At 61.2% G+C, this 21459-nt stretch carries 33 protein-coding genes and 1 pseudogene; 3 read left to right on the top strand and 31 right to left on the bottom strand.

Features of this window, described 5'->3' with window-relative positions:
- Positions 1-10: 10 nt before the first annotated feature.
- Positions 11-955, bottom strand: coding sequence for an alpha/beta fold hydrolase (locus ACOZK4_RS07160; RefSeq protein ID WP_421591266.1), 945 nt, complete (start codon positions 953-955; stop codon positions 11-13).
- Between the two features lie 264 nt (positions 956-1219).
- Between ACOZK4_RS07160 and ACOZK4_RS07155 the strand changes: the two genes are divergently transcribed.
- Complete coding sequence (locus tag ACOZK4_RS07155; RefSeq protein WP_313528577.1) at positions 1220-1534, top strand: DUF1883 domain-containing protein; 315 nt, start codon at positions 1220-1222, stop codon at positions 1532-1534.
- Here ACOZK4_RS07155 and ACOZK4_RS07150 read toward each other — a convergent pair whose 3' ends face one another.
- Both ACOZK4_RS07150 and ACOZK4_RS07145 read right to left on the bottom strand, forming a co-directional pair.
- Entirely contained in the window at positions 1535-2848 is a 1314-nt protein-coding gene (locus ACOZK4_RS07150; protein ID WP_421591265.1) for a replication-associated recombination protein A, read from the bottom strand.
- Positions 2845-4251, bottom strand: coding sequence for a DegQ family serine endoprotease (locus ACOZK4_RS07145; RefSeq protein WP_421591264.1), 1407 nt, complete (start codon positions 4249-4251; stop codon positions 2845-2847). Before ACOZK4_RS07145 ends, ACOZK4_RS07150 begins: the two co-directional genes overlap by 4 nt.
- 202 nt (positions 4252-4453) lie before the next feature.
- Here ACOZK4_RS07145 and msrP point away from each other — a divergent pair, with 202 nt between their 5' ends.
- Positions 4454-5395, top strand: coding sequence for a protein-methionine-sulfoxide reductase catalytic subunit MsrP (gene msrP / locus ACOZK4_RS07140; protein ID WP_421591263.1), 942 nt, complete (start codon positions 4454-4456; stop codon positions 5393-5395).
- The gene (gene msrQ / locus ACOZK4_RS07135; RefSeq protein ID WP_421591262.1) at positions 5395-6033 is read left to right on the top strand and encodes a protein-methionine-sulfoxide reductase heme-binding subunit MsrQ; all 639 of its coding nucleotides are present in this window, start codon (positions 5395-5397) and stop codon (positions 6031-6033) included. The genes msrP and msrQ overlap by 1 nt, the downstream gene beginning before the upstream one ends.
- Before the next feature lie 85 nt (positions 6034-6118).
- Here msrQ and rplQ read toward each other — a convergent pair whose 3' ends face one another.
- The 28 genes and pseudogenes from rplQ to tuf all read right to left on the bottom strand — a co-directional run.
- A complete protein-coding gene (gene rplQ / locus ACOZK4_RS07130; protein ID WP_313528569.1) occupies positions 6119-6544 on the bottom strand; it encodes a 50S ribosomal protein L17 in 426 nt (141 codons plus the stop codon).
- Between the two features lie 139 nt (positions 6545-6683).
- The gene (locus ACOZK4_RS07125) at positions 6684-7694 is read right to left on the bottom strand and encodes a DNA-directed RNA polymerase subunit alpha (RefSeq protein WP_117372305.1); all 1011 of its coding nucleotides are present in this window, start codon (positions 7692-7694) and stop codon (positions 6684-6686) included.
- A 100-nt stretch (positions 7695-7794) separates the two neighbouring features.
- Complete coding sequence (gene rpsK / locus ACOZK4_RS07120; RefSeq protein WP_023513823.1) at positions 7795-8184, bottom strand: 30S ribosomal protein S11; 390 nt, start codon at positions 8182-8184, stop codon at positions 7795-7797.
- 241 nt (positions 8185-8425) lie between these two features.
- Positions 8426-8794, bottom strand: coding sequence for a 30S ribosomal protein S13 (gene rpsM / locus ACOZK4_RS07115; RefSeq protein WP_058329561.1), 369 nt, complete (start codon positions 8792-8794; stop codon positions 8426-8428).
- Positions 8795-9020: 226 nt separating this feature from the next.
- Positions 9021-9605: an adenylate kinase gene (locus tag ACOZK4_RS07110; protein ID WP_313528563.1), complete on the bottom strand. Its 585-nt coding sequence runs from the start codon at positions 9603-9605 to the stop codon at positions 9021-9023.
- Positions 9602-10942, bottom strand: coding sequence for a preprotein translocase subunit SecY (secY, locus tag ACOZK4_RS07105; RefSeq protein ID WP_117372302.1), 1341 nt, complete (start codon positions 10940-10942; stop codon positions 9602-9604). The genes ACOZK4_RS07110 and secY overlap by 4 nt, the downstream gene beginning before the upstream one ends.
- A gap of 316 nt (positions 10943-11258) precedes the next feature.
- The gene (gene rplO / locus ACOZK4_RS07100) at positions 11259-11738 is read right to left on the bottom strand and encodes a 50S ribosomal protein L15 (protein ID WP_421591260.1); all 480 of its coding nucleotides are present in this window, start codon (positions 11736-11738) and stop codon (positions 11259-11261) included.
- Positions 11739-11749: 11 nt separating this feature from the next.
- On the bottom strand, positions 11750-11953 hold the full coding sequence (rpmD, locus tag ACOZK4_RS07095; protein WP_313528559.1) for a 50S ribosomal protein L30: 204 nt from the start codon (positions 11951-11953) through the stop codon (positions 11750-11752).
- A gap of 12 nt (positions 11954-11965) precedes the next feature.
- The gene (gene rpsE, locus ACOZK4_RS07090) at positions 11966-12532 is read right to left on the bottom strand and encodes a 30S ribosomal protein S5 (RefSeq protein ID WP_244760740.1); all 567 of its coding nucleotides are present in this window, start codon (positions 12530-12532) and stop codon (positions 11966-11968) included.
- Between the two features lie 127 nt (positions 12533-12659).
- On the bottom strand, positions 12660-13022 hold the full coding sequence (gene rplR / locus ACOZK4_RS07085; protein WP_421591258.1) for a 50S ribosomal protein L18: 363 nt from the start codon (positions 13020-13022) through the stop codon (positions 12660-12662).
- Positions 13023-13034: 12 nt separating this feature from the next.
- Positions 13035-13568: a 50S ribosomal protein L6 gene (gene rplF / locus ACOZK4_RS07080; protein WP_244760738.1), complete on the bottom strand. Its 534-nt coding sequence runs from the start codon at positions 13566-13568 to the stop codon at positions 13035-13037.
- 42 nt (positions 13569-13610) lie between these two features.
- Entirely contained in the window at positions 13611-14009 is a 399-nt protein-coding gene (rpsH, locus tag ACOZK4_RS07075; protein ID WP_117372297.1) for a 30S ribosomal protein S8, read from the bottom strand.
- A 12-nt stretch (positions 14010-14021) separates the two neighbouring features.
- Positions 14022-14327 (bottom strand): 30S ribosomal protein S14, encoded by a 306-nt coding sequence (rpsN, locus tag ACOZK4_RS07070; RefSeq protein WP_117372296.1) that lies wholly within the window; start codon positions 14325-14327, stop codon positions 14022-14024.
- A 33-nt stretch (positions 14328-14360) separates the two neighbouring features.
- On the bottom strand, positions 14361-14918 hold the full coding sequence (gene rplE / locus ACOZK4_RS07065) for a 50S ribosomal protein L5 (RefSeq protein WP_313528557.1): 558 nt from the start codon (positions 14916-14918) through the stop codon (positions 14361-14363).
- Complete coding sequence (gene rplX / locus ACOZK4_RS07060; RefSeq protein ID WP_024270443.1) at positions 14911-15222, bottom strand: 50S ribosomal protein L24; 312 nt, start codon at positions 15220-15222, stop codon at positions 14911-14913. Before rplX ends, rplE begins: the two co-directional genes overlap by 8 nt.
- Positions 15223-15234: 12 nt before the next feature.
- Positions 15235-15603, bottom strand: a complete 369-nt coding sequence (gene rplN / locus ACOZK4_RS07055) for a 50S ribosomal protein L14 (RefSeq protein WP_117372293.1) — start codon at positions 15601-15603, stop codon at positions 15235-15237.
- Between the two features lie 250 nt (positions 15604-15853).
- Positions 15854-16090, bottom strand: a complete 237-nt coding sequence (gene rpsQ, locus ACOZK4_RS07050; protein WP_313528553.1) for a 30S ribosomal protein S17 — start codon at positions 16088-16090, stop codon at positions 15854-15856.
- Positions 16091-16102: 12 nt separating this feature from the next.
- Positions 16103-16303 (bottom strand): 50S ribosomal protein L29, encoded by a 201-nt coding sequence (rpmC, locus tag ACOZK4_RS07045; protein WP_117372291.1) that lies wholly within the window; start codon positions 16301-16303, stop codon positions 16103-16105.
- A gap of 12 nt (positions 16304-16315) precedes the next feature.
- Positions 16316-16729, bottom strand: coding sequence for a 50S ribosomal protein L16 (rplP, locus tag ACOZK4_RS07040; RefSeq protein WP_117372290.1), 414 nt, complete (start codon positions 16727-16729; stop codon positions 16316-16318).
- A gap of 38 nt (positions 16730-16767) precedes the next feature.
- Complete coding sequence (rpsC, locus tag ACOZK4_RS07035; protein WP_313528550.1) at positions 16768-17499, bottom strand: 30S ribosomal protein S3; 732 nt, start codon at positions 17497-17499, stop codon at positions 16768-16770.
- Complete coding sequence (gene rplV / locus ACOZK4_RS07030; protein WP_069059031.1) at positions 17499-17888, bottom strand: 50S ribosomal protein L22; 390 nt, start codon at positions 17886-17888, stop codon at positions 17499-17501. Before rplV ends, rpsC begins: the two co-directional genes overlap by 1 nt.
- Positions 17889-17890: 2 nt before the next feature.
- Positions 17891-18169, bottom strand: a complete 279-nt coding sequence (rpsS, locus tag ACOZK4_RS07025; protein WP_023517272.1) for a 30S ribosomal protein S19 — start codon at positions 18167-18169, stop codon at positions 17891-17893.
- 16 nt (positions 18170-18185) lie between these two features.
- A complete protein-coding gene (rplB, locus tag ACOZK4_RS07020) occupies positions 18186-19022 on the bottom strand; it encodes a 50S ribosomal protein L2 (RefSeq protein ID WP_117372287.1) in 837 nt (278 codons plus the stop codon).
- Positions 19023-19053: 31 nt separating this feature from the next.
- Positions 19054-19347: a 50S ribosomal protein L23 gene (locus ACOZK4_RS07015; RefSeq protein ID WP_117372286.1), complete on the bottom strand. Its 294-nt coding sequence runs from the start codon at positions 19345-19347 to the stop codon at positions 19054-19056.
- A complete protein-coding gene (rplD, locus tag ACOZK4_RS07010) occupies positions 19344-19964 on the bottom strand; it encodes a 50S ribosomal protein L4 (RefSeq protein ID WP_313528546.1) in 621 nt (206 codons plus the stop codon). The genes ACOZK4_RS07015 and rplD overlap by 4 nt, the downstream gene beginning before the upstream one ends.
- 12 nt (positions 19965-19976) lie before the next feature.
- Positions 19977-20660: a 50S ribosomal protein L3 gene (gene rplC, locus ACOZK4_RS07005; RefSeq protein ID WP_024270438.1), complete on the bottom strand. Its 684-nt coding sequence runs from the start codon at positions 20658-20660 to the stop codon at positions 19977-19979.
- Between the two features lie 157 nt (positions 20661-20817).
- Positions 20818-21126 carry a 30S ribosomal protein S10 gene (gene rpsJ, locus ACOZK4_RS07000; protein ID WP_003507767.1) on the bottom strand — a complete coding sequence of 103 codons (309 nt, stop codon included), beginning with the start codon at positions 21124-21126 and terminating at the stop codon, positions 20818-20820.
- Between the two features lie 187 nt (positions 21127-21313).
- A pseudogene (gene tuf / locus ACOZK4_RS06995) lies at positions 21314-21459 on the bottom strand (elongation factor Tu); the annotation flags it as partial.

Genomic DNA, 21459 nt, shown 5'->3' with positions numbered 1-21459 from the left:
TTCGGTGTTTTCAGTTGCCGCTGACCTGGCCGGCCCAGCTCTGTGCGCCGGTCTCGCCATCCAGGAACGGCAGGGCGGTGCTGACGAGCGCGGGTGCGGCGAAGGTTTCGTAATGTGTCAGGCCGGGCAGGATGGCGAGGCGGTTCTTCGACATGTTTTCGCGCATCCAGCCGGCATCCCGCAAGCCGCCGCCGAGCTTCTGATAGAATTCGACCATATGCTCGGGCCGGATCATATCGCTGTCGCCGTAGATCAACATGACGGGCATGGAGAGCTTTGCGACGGCGTCGGATGCGTCATAGTCCTCCCGCATGGCGGCCCCCATAGCATCGAGCAGCTTGGGAAATTGCGAGACATCGGGCGCAACGGCCGCATAGGATTTATACATCGGCGTCTCCTTCATCATGTCAGCCATGGCGCCGGACACGGACGCCTGCTGCGGCAGCATTTCCGGAAAGAAGCCGTTGCGGGCGAAAGGCGCGGACGCGATGACGAGGCGACGTACCTTGTCCGGTGCCTGCGCGGCCATCTGCAGCGCAACACCACCACCGAAGGAGTAACCGAGCACATCGACCTGATCATACCCGAGCTGGCTGACGAGCGCGGCCATATCGGCGCCGATGGCGGGAATATCGATCGGTCGGTTGCCGAGCGGCGTGCGGCCATGGCCCTGGAGATCGACACCGATGACCTGGCGCTTCTCCTGCAAGGTCTTGAGGTTTTCGCCATACATCTCGATCAGGCCGAGACCGCCATGCAGCAGGAGCAGCGGCTCGCCCTTGCCGCGGATTTCATAGTAATAGTCGATGCCGTTGACCGACAGGTGGCCGGCCTTGTCCGGCTTGCCGACGATGCTTTGTAACGGATTTTCCTTGATCTCCTCCGCCTGCGCTGCGGCGGGCGCAAAGGCGGCAAGGGCTGCGGTCAGAAGGGTGATGACGGTCATCTTCGGCATGTCTCTCTCCTCGGTTTCAACCGGCGCCTTACCGGCTTCATGCACCAAGGACGCGTGTGGTCGCCGCATGCCGACAGGACAGGAGAAATTTTCGGAAACGCACCTCGCAAATTGAATCAAGATGCTACGGATTCGATTCCGATTTCTGGCCTATGCTATTGAAATGTAAAGGAGACGGTTGCCTTATGCGGGGAGGCGCAAGGGAAGAAAACTTTAACCGATGCGGATGCATATTAGCGCTACACCAATGCATCCCGGCCGGCCATGACGCACAGTTTCTCCTACACCCATTACGATCTCGACCTGCAACGCAGCGGGACCGTGGTCGAAATCACGCTGTCGGCCGTCGCCAATGTCCGCCTGATGAGCCACGCCAATTTCGACCTGTTCAAGAATGCGCGCCAGCACAAATTCCTCGGCGGCGTCGCCAAGCAGTCGCCGATCCGGCTGAAGATTCCGGAGAACGGTCACTGGCATGTGGTAGTCGATATGGAAGGACATCCGGGCAAGGCGCAGTCGTCGATCAAGATCGTGCCGCTCGCCCCGCAGAAACCGGCCCAGCGCTTCAGTGCGGCTTAATTAGCCTTCGCCGCGCTCCTTGCGCAGCTTCGCCCACCAGTCGAGCCGCTTGCGCAGTTCGCGCTCGAAGCCGCGCTCCGGTGGATCGTAGAAGGTCCGGCGCCCCATCTTTTCCGGGAAATAATCCTGTCCTGAAAAGGCATCCGGCTGGTCGTGGTCGTAGCGATAGCCGTCGCCATAGCCCTCGCCCTTCATCAGCTTGGTGGGCGCGTTGAGAATGTGTTTCGGCGGCAGCAGTGAGCCGTTTTCCTTCGCCGCGCGCATGGCCGATTTGTAGGCGGTGTAGATGGCGTTCGATTTCGGCGCGGTGGCAAGGTAGACGCAGGCCTGCGCTAGTGCCAGATCGCCCTCCGGTGAGCCGAGAAAATCATAGGCGTCCTTCACCGCATTGCAGACGACGAGCGCCTGCGGATCGGCAAGGCCGATATCCTCGACAGCCATACGCACCATGCGGCGGCAGAGGAACAGCGGGTCCTCGCCGGCATCGAGCATGCGCGTGAGATAGTAGAGCGAGGCATCGGGATCCGACCCGCGCACGGCCTTGTGCAGGGCGGAGATGAGATTGTAGTGGCCGTCCTGCGACTTGTCATAGACGGGCGCGCGGCGCTGCACGATGCGGAAGAGTTCGTCCTGCCCGAAGGTCTCGCCGGCACGGGCAGCACGCCACACTTCTTCCGCCAGCGTCAGCACGGCACGGCCGTCGCCATCGGCCATGCGCAGCAACGAGGCGCGCGCTTCGTCGTCCAGCGGCAGCGGCTTTTCCTCGACGGCCTCGGCGCGCTTCAACAGCTCTTCCAGGCTCGTCTCGTCATGCGGTTTGAAGGTGAGCACGCGAGCGCGTGACAAAAGAGCGGCATTGAGTTCGAAGGACGGGTTCTCCGTCGTCGCACCGACGAGCACGATCGTGCCGTCTTCCATGACGGGCAGGAAGCTATCCTGCTGCGCGCGGTTGAAACGATGGATCTCATCGACGAAAAGCAGCGTCTGGCGACCACCCATTCGGCGCGCGCGGGCGGCCTCGAACACCTTCTTGAGATCGGCGACGCCGGAGAAGATCGCCGAAATCTGCTCGAAGGCAAGGCCTGTTTCGCCTGAAAGCAGCCGCGCCACCGTGGTCTTGCCTGTGCCCGGCGGCCCCCAGAAGATCATAGACCCGAGCGATCCGGCCTCGATCATGCGCGAGAGCACGCCGTCCGGGCCGGTCAGGTGTTCCTGGCCTGACACTTCGCCCAGCGTGCGGGGGCGAAGGCGATCGGCCAGCGGCCGTTTCGCCTTCATGTCCTCCGGTTCATGCGGGGCGAAAAGATCGCTCATCGGAAGAACTGGCGGATGCGCTGGCCGTCGCGCTCGATCTCGACGCGCCAGATCGACGGGTCTTCGCCGGTGAGCTTGGCGAGCGTTTCGGTGGTCGTGACGGCGGTGCCGTTGAGCTCGATGATGATGTCGCGCGGCTGAAGGCCGATGCGAGCGGCTGGCGAGCCGCGATTGACCTCGGTGACGACGACGCCGTTCGTCGTGCCCTGCCCGGCCGGCATGCGCAGTTCCTCGGACACGCGCGGCGAGAGATTGGCGACGACGGCGCCGGAGAAGGGATTGCGGCCTTCGATCAGGCGTTCGTCGCGCGGCGTTGTTTCCGGCGCGCGGTCGAGCGAGAGCGTCAGATCCTGCGGCTTGCCATTGCTGACGACCGTGATGCGCGCCGTGCCGCCGATGCCGACGGTGGTGAGGCGATAGCCGAGCGCATCGGGATGTTCGACGGGGATGCCATTGACCGCCGTCACGATCTGCCCCGGCTTCATGCCGGCCTTTTCCGCCGGGCTGCCCGCCTGAACCTTCGAGATCAGCGCACCACGCGCCCGGTCAAGCCCGAGCGCCTCGGCAACCTCTGACGTGACCGCCTCGAAGGTGGCGCCGACGAAGGGGCGATCGAAGCTCGCACTGCCATTCTCGGCGCTGGCGATGAAGGTTTTCACGAGATTGGCCGGGATAGCGAAGCCGACGCCGTTCGAGCCACCGCCGCGCGAAAAGATCGCGGTGTTGATGCCGATCAGCTCGCCGTTCATGTTGATAAGCGCCCCGCCGGAATTGCCCGGATTGATGGCGGCATCCGTCTGGATGAAGAAGCCGAAATCTCCGGAGCGGACCTGATTGCGGGCCAGCGCCGAAACGATGCCGCTCGTGACCGTCTGGCCGACGCCGAACGGGTTGCCGATGGCGAGCACGAGATCGCCGACTTCGACCGCATCGCTGTCGCCGAGCGGCAAGGTGGTGAAATCCCCCTCCGTCTTGATCTTCAGCACGGCGAGATCGACGCGCTCGTCCTTCAGGACGACGGTGCTTTCATATTCGCGGCCATCGGCCAGCGCCACCTTGATGTCGCTTGCCCCCTCGATCACGTGGTTGTTCGTCACCACGATTCCCTTGGCGCCGACAATGACGCCCGAGCCGAGCGAGGATTGCTTCTGGCTGCGGTTCGGCATCTGCTGGCCGAAGAATTCCTCGAAGAAGCGATCGCCGTCGAAGAGCGAGCGGCGCTCGACAACGCGCTCAGCATAGACATTGACGACGGCGTTCTCGACCTGCTTGACGAGCGGTGCGAAGGAGAGCTGCATTTCCGTGCGCGATTGCGGCACGGTGCGCTCCTCGGCCATGGCGGGCGTCATCAGCGCCAGTGCCACGGCAAGCGGCGCGGCAAGCAGAATGCGGATATGCGTCATCAAGTGAGTCTCCTTCGTTTCCGCCACACGATCAGATAGGATTTCGCAGGAAAAAAGGCAAACCGCGCGATCTTCACCGCTCGCGCGGCCTCACGCGGCACGCACGAAAAAGTGGTCGCAAGAAATCTTCACGGCCGTTGAAACAACATGCTCCGCCGTTACGTAGAAGTCAGGGAAACAACCAAACCAATCGAGCCCCGCCATGTCTCTCTACCGCCCCCCGCGCATCATCCCATCCGAAATCACCCCCGAGCGCTGGTTCTTCAACCGGCGCAGCTTTCTGGCGGCTGCCGCCGGCGGCGCGCTTGCCGCAGCAGGAACACCAGCCTTTGCAGAGGCCCTGAAGGCCTCCAAGAGCCAATACGCCGTCGATGAGAAGCTGACGCCCGAGAAGGACGTGACGGGCTACAACAATTTCTACGAATTCGGCCTCGGCAAGGAAGACCCGGCGGCGAACTCGGAAAAGTTCAAGCCGACGCCCTGGACCGTGAAGGTGGACGGGCTGGTCGGCAAACCGAGGGAATTCGGCCTCGAGGAGCTGCTGGCCATGCCGCTGGAGGACCGGGTTTATCGTATGCGCTGCGTCGAGGCGTGGTCGATGGTCATTCCCTGGGTGGGCTTTCCACTCTCAGCCCTGCTCGACAAGGTGGAGCCACTTGGGGATGCCAAATACGTCGCCTTCGAGACGGTGGTGCGGCCGGAGGAAATGCCGGGGCAATCGGGCTACTTCCAGTCCCTGCCCTGGCCCTATGTCGAAGGCCTGCGGCTCGACGAGGCCCGCCATCCGCTCGCCATCCTCGCCGTCGGCGTCTATGGCAAGACGCTGCCCAACCAAAATGGCGCGCCGATCCGCCTCGTCGTTCCCTGGAAATACGGTTTCAAGGGCATCAAGTCGATCGTCAAGATCACGCTGACCGACAAGCAGCCGCCCTCAACCTGGAACATCTCCGCGCCGAACGAATACGGCTTCTATGCCAACGTCAATCCGGAGGTGGATCACCCGCGCTGGAGTCAGGCCAGCGAGAACCGTATCGGCGAAGGCGGCTTCTTCGGTGCGAACCGCCGGCCGACCCTGCCGTTCAACGGCTATGCCGACGAGGTCGCCAGCCTCTATAGCGGCATGGATCTGAGGGCGAACTACTGATGCTGCCCGCCCTGCCCCGTAAATACCACGCCGCCTCGATCTGGCTGCTCTATGCCGCCGGGTTCGTACCCGCGGCATACGGCTTCTGGCTCGGCGCGACGGGGCGCCTGCCCGGCAATCCGGTGAAGGAGTTCGAGCATCTGCTCGGGCTCTGGGCACTGCGCTTCCTTGTCGCAACGCTGGCGATCACGCCGCTGCGCGATCTCTTCGGCATCAACTGGATCCGCTACCGCCGCGCGCTGGGGCTGCTCGTCTTCTGGTACGTGCTGATGCATTTTTCGACCTATATGGTGCTCGACCAGTACCTGAATTTTTCGGCGATCCTCGCCGATATCGCTAAGCGCCCCTTCATCACCATCGGCATGGCGGCCTTCGTGATGCTTATTCCGCTGGCGATGACCTCCAACAATTGGTCGATCCGCCGGCTCGGGCCGCGCTGGGTGAAACTGCACAAGCTGGTCTACATCATCGCCGCGGCCGGGGCGCTGCACTTCGCCATGTCGGTCAAGGTCGTGGGGTTGGAGCCGTGGAGCTATATCGTGCTGGTGGCGGCGCTGCTCCTCTGGCGCCCGGTGCGGCCACGCTTCAACCGCTGGAAGCGCGGAAGCAACGGCAGGCCGCAGTTCACCCGGGCGTAAAACCGCGCCGCACCCCATCGCCACAACGAAAAGGCCGGGAGATCGCTCTCCCGGCCTTTTTTATCTGTCGCGTGTCCCGAAGGGATCAGGCGGCTTCGGCAGCGGCTGCTTCAGCGGCAACGCGGACCTTGTCGGCTGCGCCCTTGGCATCGACATCGCGTTCAACGAACTCGATGACGGCGAGCGGGGCGTTGTCGCCGTAGCGGTAGCCGGCCTTCATGATACGCAGGTAGCCACCGTTGCGGCTGGCGTAACGGGTTGCGATCGCATCGAACAGCTTCGAAACGACGGCAACGTCGCGGATCTGCGAGATCGCCTGACGGCGAGCGTGCAGGTCGCCGCGCTTGCCCAGCGTGACGAGCTTTTCGACGATCGGGCGAATTTCCTTCGCCTTCGGCAGCGTCGTTACGATCTGCTCATGCAGGATGAGCGAGGCAGCCATGTTGGCGAACATCGCCTTGCGGTGGCTGGCAGTACGGTTGAGTTTGCGACCGGAATTCTGGTGGCGCATCTCGGGTCTCCTTCACATGCAGGCAACTAGCCTGCCGTTTGATGGGGCGCATGTCCGTCCCGCGTTCCGCGGGACCAAGGTACATGCGCGTTAATCATGCTAAGGCCAGCTTTACGCGCCCCGAGGGGCGCGTGCGGCCTTAGTATTGGTCTTCGTAGCGCTTGGCGAGATCTTCGATGTTCTCGGGCGGCCATGCCGGCACTTCCATGCCGAGGTGCAGGCCCATGGAAGCGAGAACTTCCTTGATTTCGTTGAGCGACTTGCGACCAAAATTCGGAGTGCGAAGCATTTCGGCTTCGGTCTTCTGAATGAGATCGCCGATATAGACGATGTTGTCGTTCTTCAGGCAGTTCGCCGAACGGACGGAAAGTTCCAGTTCGTCGACCTTCTTGAGGAGTGCCGGGTTGAACGCCAGTTCGGTGACCGATTCTTCTTCGGCTTCCTTCTGCGGTTCGTCGAAGTTGACGAAGACCGAGAGCTGGTCCTGAAGAATGCGGGCTGCAAACGCGATCGCATCTTCGCCGGTGACGGAGCCGTCAGTCTCGATGGACATGGTCAGCTTGTCATAGTCGAGAACCTGGCCTTCACGGGTGTTTTCCACCTTGTAGGACACTTTCTTGACCGGCGAGTAGAGGCTGTCGACCGGGATGAGGCCGATCGGAGCATCTTCGGAACGGTTACGATCGGCCGGGACGTAGCCCTTGCCGTTGTTGACCGTGAACTCCATGCGGATTTCCGCGCCCTCGTCGAGGGTGCAGATCACATGGTTCGGGTTCAGGATCTCGATGTCACCGACCGTCTGGATGTCACCAGCCGTTACGACGCCCGGGCCCTGCTTGCGGACAACCATGCGCTTGGAATCGTCGCCATCCATCTTGATGGCGATTTCCTTGATGTTGAGCACGATATCGGTCACGTCTTCGCGGACACCCGGGATCGACGAGAACTCGTGCAGGACGCCGTCGATCTGCACGGCGGTAACAGCCGCACCGCGCAACGACGACAGGAGAACGCGACGCAGCGCGTTGCCGAGCGTCAGGCCGAAGCCACGCTCCAGCGGCTCTGCAACAAGGCTTGCCTTGGTGCGGCCGGAGGAGGTGAATTCCACCTTGTTCGGCTTGATCAGTTCCTGCCAGTTTTTCTGGATCATATGTTTTGCCTTCCGTTCGCCGCCACCATCCAATCGTGGCGGCCGAGCCCTGAAGATCCAGGAAAGCCGACCGGTTTTCCTGGTTGTTTAAATGCGATGATCAGACGCGGCGCTTCTTGCGCGGACGGCAACCGTTGTGCGGGATCGGGGTCACGTCGCGGATGGACGTGATCATGAAGCCGGCAGCCTGGAGGGCGCGCAGAGCCGACTCACGACCCGAGCCCGGACCGCAGACTTCGACTTCCAGCGACTTCATGCCGTGTTCCTGGGCCTTCTTGGCGCAGTCTTCAGCAGCGATCTGGGCAGCGAACGGGGTCGACTTACGCGAACCCTTGAAGCCCTTGGCACCGGCCGAAGACCAGGCAATGGCGTTGCCCTGTGCATCGGTGATGGTGATCATCGTGTTGTTGAACGAAGAATTGACGTGAGCAACACCCGAGGTGATGTTCTTGCGTTCGCGACGGCGGACGCGTGCGGCTTCCTTGGCCATGGATAGTCCTTTCGTTGATCTCTACACCGCCGTAATGCCAGCGGCTCCACCGGGCCGGGTCTGAACCCTGCCTTGAATAAAATTTGCACACGTCCCGAAGGGAACGTCTGCGGCGATATCGTCACTGCCGTAGTGCCAGCAGCTCCACCGACCGGGACCTCTTGATGAAAGCAAGGCCCCGCTCGAAACTCAAAAGAGGCCGGCGCGAAGCGCCAGCCTCCCATTCCCCGTTTCCGGGAAATTACTTCTTCTTGCCTGCGATGGCCTTCGCCGGGCCCTTGCGGGTACGGGCGTTGGTGTGCGTGCGCTGACCGCGGACCGGAAGGCCGCGACGGTGACGCAGGCCACGGTAGCAACCGAGGTCCATGAGACGCTTGATGTTCATCGAGGTTTCGCGACGCAGGTCGCCTTCGACCTGGTAGTCGCGGTCGATGGCTTCACGGATCTGCAGAACTTCTGCGTCCGTGAGCTGGTGCACGCGGCGATCAGCCGGGATACCGACCTTCTCGATGATTTCCTGTGCGAATTTCGGGCCGATCCCGTGGATATAGGTCAGCGCGATGACTACGCGCTTCGCGGTCGGGATGTTGACGCCAGCGATACGTGCCACGCCTGTTCTCCTTGCTTCCAGTTGCCATCCGGCAAGTGGTTTTCTTCATTCGATACGGCCGGAAAGACCGCGACTCAATTGATGTTCGGGGCATGTCGAAAACGACCGAACCCGGACTTCGTTGTTGGAAATCCGCGCCGATCGCAATGGCATGTCGCGAGTTGGCGCTGTCATAAGGGGGAATCGGCCGAAAAGTCAACTCCCGGCCATTTCTTTTTACCCGATATCAGGCGTTCTCCAGGATTCCACCGATCTCGGCGGTCACCTTGTCGACATTGGCCATGCCATCGACCGTCTGAAGCTTGCCCGTCGACGCATAATAGTTCGACAGCGGCGCGGTCTTCTCGCGGTATTCCGTGAGGCGACGCTTGAAGGCTTCCGGATTGTCGTCGGAGCGAACCGTACCGCCGGCGGCGATCGTTTCGGCAACGCGATTCTCCATGCGCTTGACCAGTGCATCCTCATCGACCTTCAGCTCAATGACGGCGTCGAGCGCGATGCCCTTGCCGGCGAGGATCTGGTCGAGGGCTTCCGCCTGCGGAACAGTGCGCGGATAGCCATCCAGGATGAAGCCCTTGGCACAGTCCGGCGAATCGACACGATCGGAAACGATTTCGTTGACGATCGCGTCGGAGACGAGCTGGCCGGCATCCATGACGGCCTTGGCGCGCTTACCGACATCCGTGCCGGCGGCAACGGCCGCCCGCAGCATATCACCCGTGGAAAGCTGCGGAATACCGTACTTTTCCGTCAGGAGCTTGGCTTGGGTTCCCTTGCCGGCCCCCGGCGGTCCCAGAAAAATCAGTCTCATCGTCCCCTCTTTCCTCCACGCAGCTTCGACTTCTTGATCAGCCCCTCATACTGCTGAGCAATCAGGTGACCCTGTATCTGTGCTACAGTATCGAGGGTCACGCTGACAACAATCAAAAGCGACGTACCACCAAGGTAGAACGGCACCCCGGTCTGCGAGATCAGGATTTCGGGAAGAATGCAGACGAACATCAGATAGGCCGCGCCGATGACCGTGATACGGGTCAGCACGTAGTCGATATATTCGGCGGTGCGCTCGCCCGGGCGGATACCGGGGATGAAGCCGCCATGCTTCTTCAGGTTATCAGCCGTATCCTTCGGATTGAAGACGATGGCCGTGTAGAAGAAGGCGAAGAAGGCGATCATGGCGGCATAGAGCACCATGTAGAGCGGCTTGCCGTGACCGAGCGACGCGATGACCGCGGTTGCCCAGGAGGGCAGCTCGGACGTGTTGGAGAAGCCCGCCAGCGTTGCCGGGAGCAGCAGCAGCGACGACGCGAAGATCGCCGGGATGACGCCCGAAGTGTTGAGCTTCAACGGCAGGTGCGAGGTATCGCCCTGGAACATGCGGTTGCCGACCTGGCGCTTCGGATACTGGATCAGAAGGCGGCGCTGGGCGCGCTCCACGAAGACGATGAGCGCGATGACGACGACGGCCATGAGGACGACGGCGAGAATCACGCCGAAGGACAGGGCACCCGTGCGGCCGAGTTCCAGCGTGCCGGCCAATGCGTGCGGCAGGGCTGCGACGATACCGGCGAAGATGATCAGCGAGATACCGTTGCCGATGCCGCGCGAGGTGATCTGCTCACCGAGCCACATCAGGAACATCGTGCCGCCGAGCAGCGAAATGACGGTGGAGATACGGAAGAACCAGCCCGGATCGTTGACGAGCCCTGCCCCGCTCTCGAGACCGACGGAAATGCCATAGGCCTGCAGCGTGCCGAGCAACACCGTGCCGTAGCGGGTGTACTGGTTGATGATCTTGCGGCCCTGTTCGCCTTCCTTCTTCAGCTGTTCCAGCGAAGGCACGACGGAGGTCATCAGCTGCACGATGATCGACGCGGAGATATACGGCATGATGCCGAGCGCGAAGATCGCCATGCGCTCGACGGCGCCGCCTGAGAACATGTTGAACAGGCCGAGAATGCCGCCCGACTGGCCGCGGAAGGCCTGGGCAAAGGCTTCGGGATTGAGGCCCGGCAACGGGATGTAGGTGCCGAGACGATAGACGAGCAGCGCGCCCAGCGTGAACCAGAGGCGCTTCTTCAGGTCTTCCGCCTTGGCGAAAGTCGAGAAGTTCAGATTAGAGGCAAGTTGTTCCGCTGCCGAAGCCATGCATTTCTCCGCGTAGCCGATCCGGCGGCGGTGAAGCCCGGCCAGGTCCGGAATGGCTGATCCGTTTGGCACCCGCGCCCTGCCCTCCCCGGACCGGTCACGCCGATGCTGAAATTGGTCGTGCCCGCCTGCCGTTGCAGCAAATCGGGCGGATGGAGCCTAAACCGGTTGAAACGCGGATTGTCAAGCAATCCCGGCCTCACCCTGGTTTTTCTTCCGGATAACGACGGGGACAGAATCCCTCAAGCCGTCGTGAGGCTCACATATGGGAGCAAAATCGCCCGGTGTGAAGCACACCGGGCGATTAAATGTCGAATTATTCGGCGGCTTCTGCGACTGCCAGCAGCAGCTTGATCGTGCCGCCAGCCTTTTCGATCTTTTCGATCGCGGGCTTGGAGGCGCCGGCGACTTCGAAGGCAACCTTGGCCTTCAGTTCGCCGTCGGCCAGAACGCGTACACCGTCCTTCTCGCGACGGATAACGCCGGCTGCCTTGAGAGCAGCGGCATCAACGGTCGCCTTGGCGTCGAGCTTGCCGGCGTCGATGGCCTGCTGAACGCGGCCGAGCGAGACGATGGCGAAGTCGGACGAGAAGATGTTGTTGAAGCCACGCTTCGGCAGACGACGGTAGATGGGCATCTGACCGCCTTCGAAGCCGTTGATCGCAACGCCCGAACGAGCCTTCTGACCCTTGACACCGCGACCACCGGTCTTGCCGGAGCCCGAACCGATACCGCGGCCGAGGCGCTTGCGGTTCTTCGAGGAGCCTTCGTTGTCTTTGATTTCATTCAGTTTCATGATCTATCCCCTCACTTCTCTTCGACGACGCGAACGAGGTGCTGGACGGCACGGATCATGCCGCGGACAGACGGGGTGTCTTCCAGCGTGCGAACCCGGTGCATCTTGTTGAGGCCCAGGCCGACGAGCGTTGCGCGCTGGATGGCCGGACGGCGGATGGGGCTGCCGATCTGCTCGACAGTCACCGTCTTCGTGGCGGTTTCTTTCTTAGCCATGATCAGTGCTCCTTATTCTTCGGCAGACACGCCGGCAGACGTGCGGCGAGCCTGCAGCGTGGCGTACTTCATGCCGCGCTGAGCTGCGATGTCCTTCGGGTGCATCTGGCTCTTGAGGGCGTCGAACGTCGCACGGATCATGTTGTACGGGTTCGAGGAACCGGTCGACTTGGCGACGACGTCATGAACGCCGAGCGTTTCGAAGACGGCGCGCATCGGGCCACCTGCGATGATACCGGTACCGGCCTTGGCCGAACGCAGCAGCACCTTGCCGGCGCCGTGACGGCCGTGCACATCGTGGTGCAGCGTGCGGCCGGAGCGCAGCGGTACGAAGATCAGGTCGCGCTTGGCGGCTTCCGTGGCCTTCCGGATAGCTTCCGGAACTTCACGAGCCTTGCCGTGGCCGAAGCCGACGCGGCCCTTCTGGTCGCCGACGACGACGAGAGCTGCAAAACCGAAACGACGGCCGCCCTTGACGACCTTCGCGACGCGGTTGATCGCGACGAGCTTGTCGACAAACTCGCTGTCGCGCTCTTCGCGGTTCTGGCGGTCGTCACGACCGCGCTTTTCCTGTGCCATTGTCCTTTTCCTTTTTCTTTTCCGGGTGCAATCGGCAGATTGTCGAAAGCCGCCCCCATTCAGGAAATGGAAGCGACCAGTACCCTACTGAGTGATCGGCGGGGCACCGAAGTGCCCGGCCGAGTGATCAGAAGTTCAGACCACCTTCACGGGCGGCTTCGGCGAGAGCCTTGACGCGACCGTGATAGAGGAAGGCGCCACGGTCGAAGACGACGTCCTTGACGCCGGCCTTGACTGCGCGCTCGGCAATGAGCTTGCCGACGGCAGCAGCAGCTGCCGTGTCAGCGCCCGTCTTCAAAGACGAGCGCAGATCGGTGTCGAGCGTGGAGGCAGCCGCAATGGTCTTGCCGTCAACGTCGTCGATGACCTGTACGTAGATGTTCTTCGACGAGCGATGAACCGACAGGCGCGGACGGCCGTTGGCCACCGCCTTGAGAGTACGGCGCACGCGGTTGGCGCGGCGCACGAGAGCTTCTTTGGTGCTAGCCATTTCGCGTGATCCTTACTTCTTCTTGCCTTCCTTGCGGACGATGCGTTCTTCCGCGTACTTGACGCCCTTGCCCTTGTAGGGCTCGGGGCCACGGTACTCGCGGATTTCCGCAGCGACCTGGCCGACCTGCTGCTTGTTGATGCCGGAGATGATGATCTCAGTCGGCTTCGGAACAGCGATCGTGATGCCTTCCGGCGTCTGGTAGACGACGTCATGGCTGAAGCCGAGGGCCAGCTGCAGGTTCTTGCCCTGCAGCGACGCACGGTAACCGACGCCGTTGATTTCGAGCTTGCGCTCGTAGCCGTCCTTAACACCCTTGAAGATGTTCTCGACCATCGTGCGGGACATGCCCCACTTGGAACGAGCGTCCTTCGACTGGCTGGTCGGCTGGACGACGACGGCGTTGTCTTCGAGCTTTACCGAAACTTCGTCGTTTGCGACGAAGAACAGTTCGCCCTTCGGGCCCTTCGCGGTGACCTTCTGACCATCAACGGTCGCGGTGACACCAGCGGGAACCTGAACGGGCTTCTTACCGATACGAGACATTGTTTTATCCTGTCTGTTCGTTATGGAGATCCATGCTCGATCTTAGAAGATCGAGCAAAGAACCTCGCCACCAACGTTCTGTTCGCGTGCCTGGTGATCGGCCATCACGCCCTTCGGGGTCGAAAGGATGGTGATGCCGAGGCCGTTCGCGACCTGCGGGATGGACTTGACCGAGACATAGACCCGGCGGCCCGGCTTGGAGACGCGGTCGATCTTGCGGATCACGGACGCGCCTTCGTAGTACTTGAGTTCGATGTTCAGCTCGGACTTGCCGTTGCCGAATTCGACTTCCGAATATCCGCGGATGTAGCCTTCAGCCTGAAGGACATCCAGAACGCGGGCACGCAGGTTGGAAGCCGGCGTGGAAACGCTCGACTTGCGGCGTGCGGCGCCGTTGCGGATACGGGTGAGCATATCGCCCAGGGGATCAGTCATTGCCATGTACCCGTCTCCTTACCAGCTCGACTTGACAATGCCCGGCACCTTGCCGGAATTGCCCAGTTCACGAAGCGCAATACGCGACATACCGAGTTTGCGGTAATAGGCGCGCGGACGGCCCGTTACCTGGCAACGGTTGCGGATGCGGGTCTTCGAACCATTGCGCGGCAGCTCAGCAAGCTTGAGGGTTGCCTTGAAGCGCTCTTCGATCGGAAGAGACTGGTTCTGGATGATCGCCTTGAGGGCTGCACGCTTTGCAGCCTGGCTGGCGACCAGTTTGCGACGGCGGTTATTCTTCTCGACTGCGCTGGTTTTAGCCATAACAGTAATCCTTCTTTACGCTTGTCGTTACGGTCAGGCGCGGAACGGGAAGCTGAACTCTTTCAGAAGAGCGCGTGCTTCGTCGTCCGTCGGTGCCGTCGTGCAAACGATGATGTCCATGCCCCACATCTGATCAACCTTGTCGTAGTTGATCTCAGGGAACACAATGTGCTCCTTGATACCCATGGCGAAGTTGCCACGGCCATCGAAGGACTTCGGGTTCAGACCACGGAAGTCGCGTACGCGGGGCAGCGCGATGTTCACGAGGCGATCCAGAAATTCATACATGCGGGCGCCGCGCAGGGTGACCTTCGCGCCGATCGGCATGCCTTCACGGACTTTGAAGCCCGCGATGGAGTTGCGAGCGCGCGTGATGACCGGCTTCTGGCCGGCGATCGCTGCGAGGTCGGCTGCCGCTACGGTGGGCTTCTTGGAGTCCGCCGTGGCTTCGCCCACGCCCATGTTGATCACGATCTTGTCGAGCTTCGGGATCTGCATCTCGTTGGCGTAGGAGAACTGCTCCCGCAGCGCCGCACGAATACGCTCGACATATTCCTTCTTGAGCCGGGGCTCATACTTGGTGTCAGCCATCGATCGACACTCCCGAACGCTTTGCTACACGAACCTTCTTGTCGCCTTCGACCTTGAAACCGACGCGGGTCGGCTTGCCGTCCTTGGGGTCGGCGATCGCGATGTTCGACAGGTGGATCGAAGCTTCCTTGGTGATGATGCCGGCTTCCTGGGTCTGGGTCTGGCGCTGATGACGCTTCACCAGGTTGATACCCTTGACGACCGCACGGTCTTCCTTCGGCATTACCTGTACGACTTCACCGGTGCGGCCCTTGTCCTTGCCGGTGAGTACGACGACCTTGTCGCCTTTACGGATCTTCTGCATAGCCATCGCTCCTTAGAGTACTTCGGGAGCCAGCGAGATGATCTTCATGTGGTTCTTGGCGCGGAGTTCGCGCGGAACCGGTCCGAAGATACGGGTGCCGATGGGCTCTTTCTTGTTGTCGATCAGGACAGCGGCGTTGCTGTCAAAACGGATGACGCTGCCATCGGGACGACGGATGTCCTTGGCGGTGCGAACAACAACCGCCTTCATCACGTCACCCTTCTTAACGCGGCCGCGCGGAATAGCTTCCTTGATCGAGACGACGATAACGTCGCCGACCGAAGCGTATTTGCGCTTGGAGCCGCCCAGCACCTTGATGCACATGACACGACGTGCGCCGGAATTATCCGCCACGTCGAGGTTAGTCTGCATCTGAATCATGTCAGGTCGCCTTCTTGTTTCACCAGACCGGTTGGGCCAATCCCGATCAAGGAAAGGCCCCCTGTTCCAGCATATGGAAATTCATGTCTTCGCGCGGGAAGGTGTGTTGCCAGGGTGGTTTCCCTTCGGCGAACCGACGGACCTTCCGTGCGCTCAAAGCAAAAGAACGCTCGTGATTCCGAGCGTCCTTGCGCTGCTTCATACAGTGTTTCGCGCCAGACGCAAGGGCCGGACGCGAAAACTGCTGAATTTAAGCCTGGGCCGTCAGAACGGTCCAGCGCTTGTCCTTGGAAATCGGGGCGCATTCCTGAATGGAAACGACGTCGCCGACCTTGAACTGGTTGGTTTCGTCATGCGCCTTGTACTTCTTGGACCGGCGAACGGTCTTCTGAAGCAGGGGATGGGCAAAACGGCGTTCGACGCGCACGACGATGGTCTTGTCGTTCTTGTCGCTGACAACAGTGCCCTGCAGAATGCGTTTCGGCATATTTTTTGGTCCTTAGGCCTTGGCTTCTGCCGCCTTCTGGCGGGCAATGGTCTTGACGCGCGCGATGTCCTTGCGGACTTCGTTGATGCGCGAGGTCTTTTCGAGCTGGCCGGTCGCCTTCTGGAAGCGCAGGTTGAACTGCTCTTTCTTCAGCTTGGCCAGTTCGTCGTTCAGCTGGTCGGCGCTCAGCGCCTTGACGTCTGCGGCTTTCATGACGCTCGCTCCTTACTCTGCAATGCGCTGTACGAAGCGCGTCTTGACCGAGAGCTTGGCCGAGCCGAGACGAAGCGCCTCACGGGCGATCTCCTCGGAGACACCGTCGATCTCGAACATCATACGACCAGGCTTGACCTTGGCTGCCCAGTATTCGACCGAACCCTTACCCTTACCCATGCGGACTTCCGTGGGCTTCGCGGTGACCGGGACGTCGGGGAACACGCGGATCCACACACGGCCGGCACGCTTCATGTAACGGGTGATCGCGCGGCGGGCCGCTTCGATCTCGCGAGCGTTCACGCGATTCGGTTCCTGAGCCTTCAAGCCGAACTCGCCGAAAGCGAGGTCGGAGCCGCCCTTGGCGACACCCTTGATGCGGCCCTTGAACTGCTTGCGGTACTTGGTACGCTTTGGCTGCAACATTTTTTTACTTCTCCGATATTGGCTGCCAAACGCGACTGTTACGCGTTTTCACGACGACGGTCGCCGCGATCGCCGCGTTCACGGCTTGCGGGACCCTGGCTGTCACTTTCGCTTGCGCGACGCTCAGAGGCCATCGGGTCATGCTCAAGGATTTCGCCCTTGAAGATCCAGACCTTGATGCCGCAGATGCCGAATGCGGTTTCGGCTTCAGCCGTACCGTAGTCGATGTCTGCACGCAGCGTGTGAAGCGGAACGCGACCTTCGCGGTACCATTCCGTACGCGCGATTTCCGCGCCGCCGAGACGGCCGGCGCAGGTGATCTTGATGCCTTCGGCGCCAAGACGCATGGCCGACTGAACAGCGCGCTTCATCGCACGGCGGAAAGCCACGCGGCGTTCGAGCTGCTGGGCGATCGACTGAGCGACGAGCGTCGCGTCGACTTCCGGCTTGCGCACTTCAACGATGTTGAGGTGCGTTTCGGAGTTCGTCATCTCGGCAAGCTTCTTGCGAAGCTTTTCGATGTCTGCACCCTTCTTGCCGATGATCAGACCCGGACGAGCCGAGTGGATCGTGACGCGGCACTTCTTGTGCGGACGCTCGATGACGACCTTGGCAATACCGGCCTGCTTCAGCTCTTCCATGACGAAAGCGCGGATCTTCAGGTCTTCGTGGAGCAGCTGGCCGTATTCGGCATTGTCGGCGAACCAACGGCTGTCCCAGGTACGGTTGATGCCGAGGCGGAAACCGATTGGATTAATCTTCTGACCCATTATGCGGCCTCCCCTTTGGCTTCGACTTCACGGACGACGATCGTGAGATGCGAGAAAGGCTTCTCGATCCGCGATGCGCGGCCGCGGCCACGAGCGTGGAAACGCTTCATGACGATCGACTTGCCGACATAGGCTTCGGCGACGATAAGGCTATCGACGTCGAGGTCGTGGTTGTTTTCCGCATTTGCAATCGCGGACTCGAGCGTCTTTTTGACGGTCTCGGCGCTACGCTTGCGCGAGAACTCGAGCTCGGCGAGAGCTTTGTCCACCTTCTTGCCGCGGATGAGCGCAGCAAGCAGGTTGAGCTTCTGGGGGCTGACGCGGATCGTGCGCGCGATGGCCTGCGCCTCGTTATCCTTCAGCCGACGTTCGGCTTTAGCCTTACCCATCGTTACTTCCTCTTCGCCTTCTTGTCCGCACCGTGACCGTAATAGGTCCGGGTCGGAGCGAATTCACCAAACTTGTGGCCGACCATGTCTTCGTTGACAGCAACCGGGATGTGCTTGCTGCCATTGTAGACGCCGAAGGTCAGTCCAACGAACTGCGGCAGGATCGTGGAGCGACGGCTCCAGATCTTGATTACTTCGCTGCGACCGCCTTCTCGAACCTTCTCAGCCTTCTTGAGAAGATAGCCGTCAACAAACGGGCCTTTCCATACTGAACGAGCCATTTCTGACTAACCTCTCTTACTTCTTCTTCAAGTGGCGCGAGCGCATGATGAACTTGTCGGTCGACTTGTTCGAGCGGGTACGCTTGCCCTTGGTGGGCTTGCCCCACGGGGATACCGGGTGACGACCACCGGAGGTGCGGCCTTCACCACCGCCGTGCGGGTGGTCGACCGGGTTCATGACAACACCGCGGTTGTGCGGGGTCTTGCCGCGCCAACGCGTACGACCAGCCTTACCGTCGTTGATGTTGCCGTGGTCCGGGTTGGAGACGGCGCCGACGGTTGCGAGGCAGGACGCATGAACCAGGCGCTGTTCGCCCGAGTTCAGGCGAAGGATCGCCATGCCCTGGTCGCGACCGACCAACTGTACGAAGGTGCCAGCCGAACGGGCGATCTGACCGCCCTTGCCCGGCTTCATTTCGACGTTGTGAACGATCGAACCAACCGGGATGTACTGCAGCGGCATGGTGTTGCCGGGCTTGACGTCAACAGCCTTGGTGGAGGCGATGACCTTGTCGCCGGCCGTCAGACGCTGCGGGGCCAGGATGTAGGCCTGCTCGCCGTCGGCATAGTTCACCAGAGCGATGAACGCCGTGCGGTTCGGGTCGTATTCCAGACGCTCGACCGTGCCCTCGACGTCGAACTTGCGACGCTTGAAGTCGACGAGACGGTAGGTGCGCTTGTGACCACCGCCGATGAAGCGGGCGGTGATGCGACCGAGGTTGTTACGACCACCGCTCTTGGAAAGACCTTCGGTCAGAGCCTTGACGGGCTTGCCCTTGTAAAGGCCGGACCGGTCGACGATGACCAGCTGACGCTGGCTCGGAGTGGTCGGGTTGTAGCTTTTCAATGCCATTTTCTTGTTTCCTCTTTAGCCGACTGCTCGATTAGAGCCCGGTGGAGACGTCGATGGACTGACCGTCAGCGAGCGTGACGATAGCCTTCTTGACATCTCCCTGCCGGCCGGCGAAGCCGCGGAAACGCTTAACCTTGCCCTTGCGGACGAGCGTGTTCACAGCCGTGACCTTGACGCCGAAGAGAGCTTCCACGGCAGCCTTGATTTCAGGCTTGGAAGCGCGCTTGGCGACGTTGAAGACGATCTGGTTGTTTTCGGATACCAGCGTCGACTTTTCGGTGATCGAAGGAGATACGATCACATCGTAGTGGCGAAGATCCGTCATTTGAACCGCTCCTCGAGGGCTTCTACAGCAGCCTTGGAGAGCACGAGCTTGCCGCGGCGCAGGATGTCGTAAACATTGATGCCCTGGATCGGCAGAACATCCACGTTCGGGATGTTGCGTGCTGCGAGCTTGAAGTTGCCGTCAAGTTCAGCGCCGCCGATGAAGAGGGCATTGGTGAGGCCGAGCGAAGCGAACACGCCGGCCAGAGCCTTCGTCTTGGCTTCCGAGGCGACGAGGTCGTCGATGATGATGACGTCGTCGGACTTCAGCTTGGCCGAGAGGGCGTGACGCAGGCCGAGAGCGCGAACCTGCTTGGGCAGGTCGTGAGCATGGCTGCGGGAGACCGGGCCGTGAGCCTTGCCACCGCCGCGGAACTGCGGAGCGCGAGCCGAATGGTGACGAGCGCGGCCCGTACCCTTCTGCTTGAACATCTTGGCGCCGGTGCGGGAGACTTCAGCGCGCGTCAGCGACTGGTGCGTGCCCTGCTGCTTCTTGGCAAGCTGCCAACGGACGACGCGAGCGATGATGTCTTCGCGCGGCTCGAGGCCGAAGATCGCGTCGGAAACGGAAACCTTGCCGGCGTCCTTCCCTGCGAGGGTCGTGACTTTGAGATCCATGATCAGGCTCCCTTACTTAGCTGCGGCGCGCACGGCGGCCGGACGCGGAGCGTCGGACGGGGTGCCGGACTTGACGGCGTCGCGAACCACAATCCAGGCACCCTTGGAGCCCGGGACTGCGCCCTTGACGAGAATGAGACCGCGCTCTTCGTCCGTGGAGACGACTTCGAGGTTCTGGGTGGTGACGCGCGTCTGGCCCATGTGACCAGCCATGCGCTTGCCCTTCCAGACCTTGCCCGGGTCCTGGTTGTTACCCGTCGAACCGTGCGAACGGTGCGAAACGGAAACACCGTGCGTTGCACGAAGACCGCCGAAGTTGTGGCGCTTCATGGCACCGGCAAAACCCTTACCGATCGTGGTGCCGGTCACGTCGACCAGCTGGCCGGCGACGAAATGGCTGGCGGTCAGTTCCGCGCCGATTTCGATGAGGTTGTCTTCCGAAACGCGGAATTCAACGAGCTTGGCCTTGGGCTCGACGCTTGCGGCAGCAAACTGGCCGCGCAGAGCCTTTGCCGTGTTCTTCACCTTGGAAGAGCCGGCGCCGAGCTGAACAGCCGTGTAGCCGTTCTTGTCCTGCGTACGCTGAGCAACGACCTGGACGTTGTCCAGTCGCAGTACTGTTACAGGGATGTGCTCACCTGCGTCATTATAGACGCGAGTCATCCCTACTTTCTGTGCAATCACACCTGAACGCATGGTTCAATCCTCTTAGAAGTCCTGGCGGGATCGTGACGTCCCGTCATGCCTCTTGGTTTAAGGATTCCACTCGGGCTCTGAGCCGTCGGGTTTCCCGTTTTTAGAAGACGTCGGCTTTCGCCACGTACCTTCCTTGTTATTCGGCTTTACGCCGGACTTAGAGTTTGATCTCTACGTCTACACCGGCCGCAAGGTCGAGCTTCATAAGAGCATCGACCGTCTGCGGCGTCGGATCTACGATGTCGAGCAGGCGCTTGTGGGTGCGCATCTCGAACTGTTCACGGCTCTTCTTGTCCACGTGGGGCGAACGGTTGACAGTGAACTTTTCAATACGGGTCGGGAGAGGAACGGGACCGCGGACGCTAGCGCCGGTGCGCTTTGCCGTCGACACGATTTCACGCGTGGAGGCATCAAGGATCCGGTGGTCAAACGCCTTGAGGCGGATGCGGATGTTCTGGCCGTTCATACGACTTTTCCTTAGTTCGTTATTCGCGATTCGCTTGGGGAATACGCGTTTTTTTGATTCTGCGGTTCCCATAAAGGAACGCACACGAAAACACAATGCCGAAAGGCCAGTCCGCTAAATTATCAAAGACCGGAGGGGCAGGATGCGATCCTGCCCTTCCTATTTCAGCGGCCTGGGGCCTTAAGACTTACTCGACGATCGAGGCGACGATGCCGGCGCCGACGGTACGGCCGCCTTCGCGGATCGCGAAGCGCAGCTTTTCTTCCATCGCGATCGGAACGATCAGCTCAACGGCAACCGTGACGTTGTCGCCCGGCATGACCATTTCCGTGC

It is taken from the genome of Shinella sp. M27, from assembly GCF_049199905.1.
Lineage (GTDB): Bacteria > Pseudomonadota > Alphaproteobacteria > Rhizobiales > Rhizobiaceae > Shinella.
This window is presented reverse-complemented; position numbering and strand designations above follow the sequence as displayed.

Bases quoted from the DNA above. Each gene is read 5' to 3' on its own strand.
- msrP (WP_421591263.1), top strand. From the start codon at position 4,454: ATGTCTCTCTACCGCCCCCCGCGCATCATCCCATCCGAAATCACCCCC.
- rplO (WP_421591260.1), bottom strand. From the start codon at position 11,738: ATGAAACTGAATGAAATCAAAGACAACGAAGGCTCCTCGAAGAACCGC.
- rplE (WP_313528557.1), bottom strand. From the start codon at position 14,918: ATGGCTGACACCAAGTATGAGCCCCGGCTCAAGAAGGAATATGTCGAG.
- rplB (WP_117372287.1), bottom strand. From the start codon at position 19,022: ATGGCATTGAAAAGCTACAACCCGACCACTCCGAGCCAGCGTCAGCTG.
- ACOZK4_RS07150 (WP_421591265.1), bottom strand. From the start codon at position 2,848: ATGAGCGATCTTTTCGCCCCGCATGAACCGGAGGACATGAAGGCGAAA.
- ACOZK4_RS07015 (WP_117372286.1), bottom strand. From the start codon at position 19,347: ATGACGGATCTTCGCCACTACGATGTGATCGTATCTCCTTCGATCACC.
- rplR (WP_421591258.1), bottom strand. From the start codon at position 13,022: ATGGCTAGCACCAAAGAAGCTCTCGTGCGCCGCGCCAACCGCGTGCGC.
- rplD (WP_313528546.1), bottom strand. From the start codon at position 19,964: ATGGATCTCAAAGTCACGACCCTCGCAGGGAAGGACGCCGGCAAGGTT.
- secY (WP_117372302.1), bottom strand. From the start codon at position 10,942: ATGGCTTCGGCAGCGGAACAACTTGCCTCTAATCTGAACTTCTCGACT.
- rpsJ (WP_003507767.1), bottom strand. From the start codon at position 21,126: ATGAACGGCCAGAACATCCGCATCCGCCTCAAGGCGTTTGACCACCGG.
- ACOZK4_RS07155 (WP_313528577.1), top strand. From the start codon at position 1,220: ATGACGCACAGTTTCTCCTACACCCATTACGATCTCGACCTGCAACGC.
- ACOZK4_RS07125 (WP_117372305.1), bottom strand. From the start codon at position 7,694: ATGATCCAGAAAAACTGGCAGGAACTGATCAAGCCGAACAAGGTGGAA.
- rpsQ (WP_313528553.1), bottom strand. From the start codon at position 16,090: ATGCCGAAACGCATTCTGCAGGGCACTGTTGTCAGCGACAAGAACGAC.
- rpmD (WP_313528559.1), bottom strand. From the start codon at position 11,953: ATGGCTAAGAAAGAAACCGCCACGAAGACGGTGACTGTCGAGCAGATC.
- rpsE (WP_244760740.1), bottom strand. From the start codon at position 12,532: ATGGCACAGGAAAAGCGCGGTCGTGACGACCGCCAGAACCGCGAAGAG.
- rplX (WP_024270443.1), bottom strand. From the start codon at position 15,222: ATGCAGAAGATCCGTAAAGGCGACAAGGTCGTCGTACTCACCGGCAAG.
- rplN (WP_117372293.1), bottom strand. From the start codon at position 15,603: ATGATTCAGATGCAGACTAACCTCGACGTGGCGGATAATTCCGGCGCA.
- rpsS (WP_023517272.1), bottom strand. From the start codon at position 18,169: ATGGCTCGTTCAGTATGGAAAGGCCCGTTTGTTGACGGCTATCTTCTC.
- rpmC (WP_117372291.1), bottom strand. From the start codon at position 16,303: ATGAAAGCCGCAGACGTCAAGGCGCTGAGCGCCGACCAGCTGAACGAC.
- rplV (WP_069059031.1), bottom strand. From the start codon at position 17,888: ATGGGTAAGGCTAAAGCCGAACGTCGGCTGAAGGATAACGAGGCGCAG.
- rpsK (WP_023513823.1), bottom strand. From the start codon at position 8,184: ATGGCCAAGGAAGCCGCACGCGTCCGCCGTCGCGAACGCAAGAACATC.
- ACOZK4_RS07110 (WP_313528563.1), bottom strand. From the start codon at position 9,605: ATGAGACTGATTTTTCTGGGACCGCCGGGGGCCGGCAAGGGAACCCAA.
- rpsC (WP_313528550.1), bottom strand. From the start codon at position 17,499: ATGGGTCAGAAGATTAATCCAATCGGTTTCCGCCTCGGCATCAACCGT.
- rplF (WP_244760738.1), bottom strand. From the start codon at position 13,568: ATGTCTCGTATCGGTAAGAAGCCCGTTCAGGTTCCCGCTGGTGTCACC.
- rpsN (WP_117372296.1), bottom strand. From the start codon at position 14,327: ATGGCTAAAACCAGCGCAGTCGAGAAGAATAACCGCCGTCGCAAACTG.
- rpsH (WP_117372297.1), bottom strand. From the start codon at position 14,009: ATGGCAATGACTGATCCCCTGGGCGATATGCTCACCCGTATCCGCAAC.
- ACOZK4_RS07145 (WP_421591264.1), bottom strand. From the start codon at position 4,251: ATGACGCATATCCGCATTCTGCTTGCCGCGCCGCTTGCCGTGGCACTG.
- ACOZK4_RS07160 (WP_421591266.1), bottom strand. From the start codon at position 955: ATGCCGAAGATGACCGTCATCACCCTTCTGACCGCAGCCCTTGCCGCC.
- rplQ (WP_313528569.1), bottom strand. From the start codon at position 6,544: ATGCGCCACCAGAATTCCGGTCGCAAACTCAACCGTACTGCCAGCCAC.
- rplP (WP_117372290.1), bottom strand. From the start codon at position 16,729: ATGTTGCAGCCAAAGCGTACCAAGTACCGCAAGCAGTTCAAGGGCCGC.
- msrQ (WP_421591262.1), top strand. From the start codon at position 5,395: ATGCTGCCCGCCCTGCCCCGTAAATACCACGCCGCCTCGATCTGGCTG.
- rplC (WP_024270438.1), bottom strand. From the start codon at position 20,660: ATGCGTTCAGGTGTGATTGCACAGAAAGTAGGGATGACTCGCGTCTAT.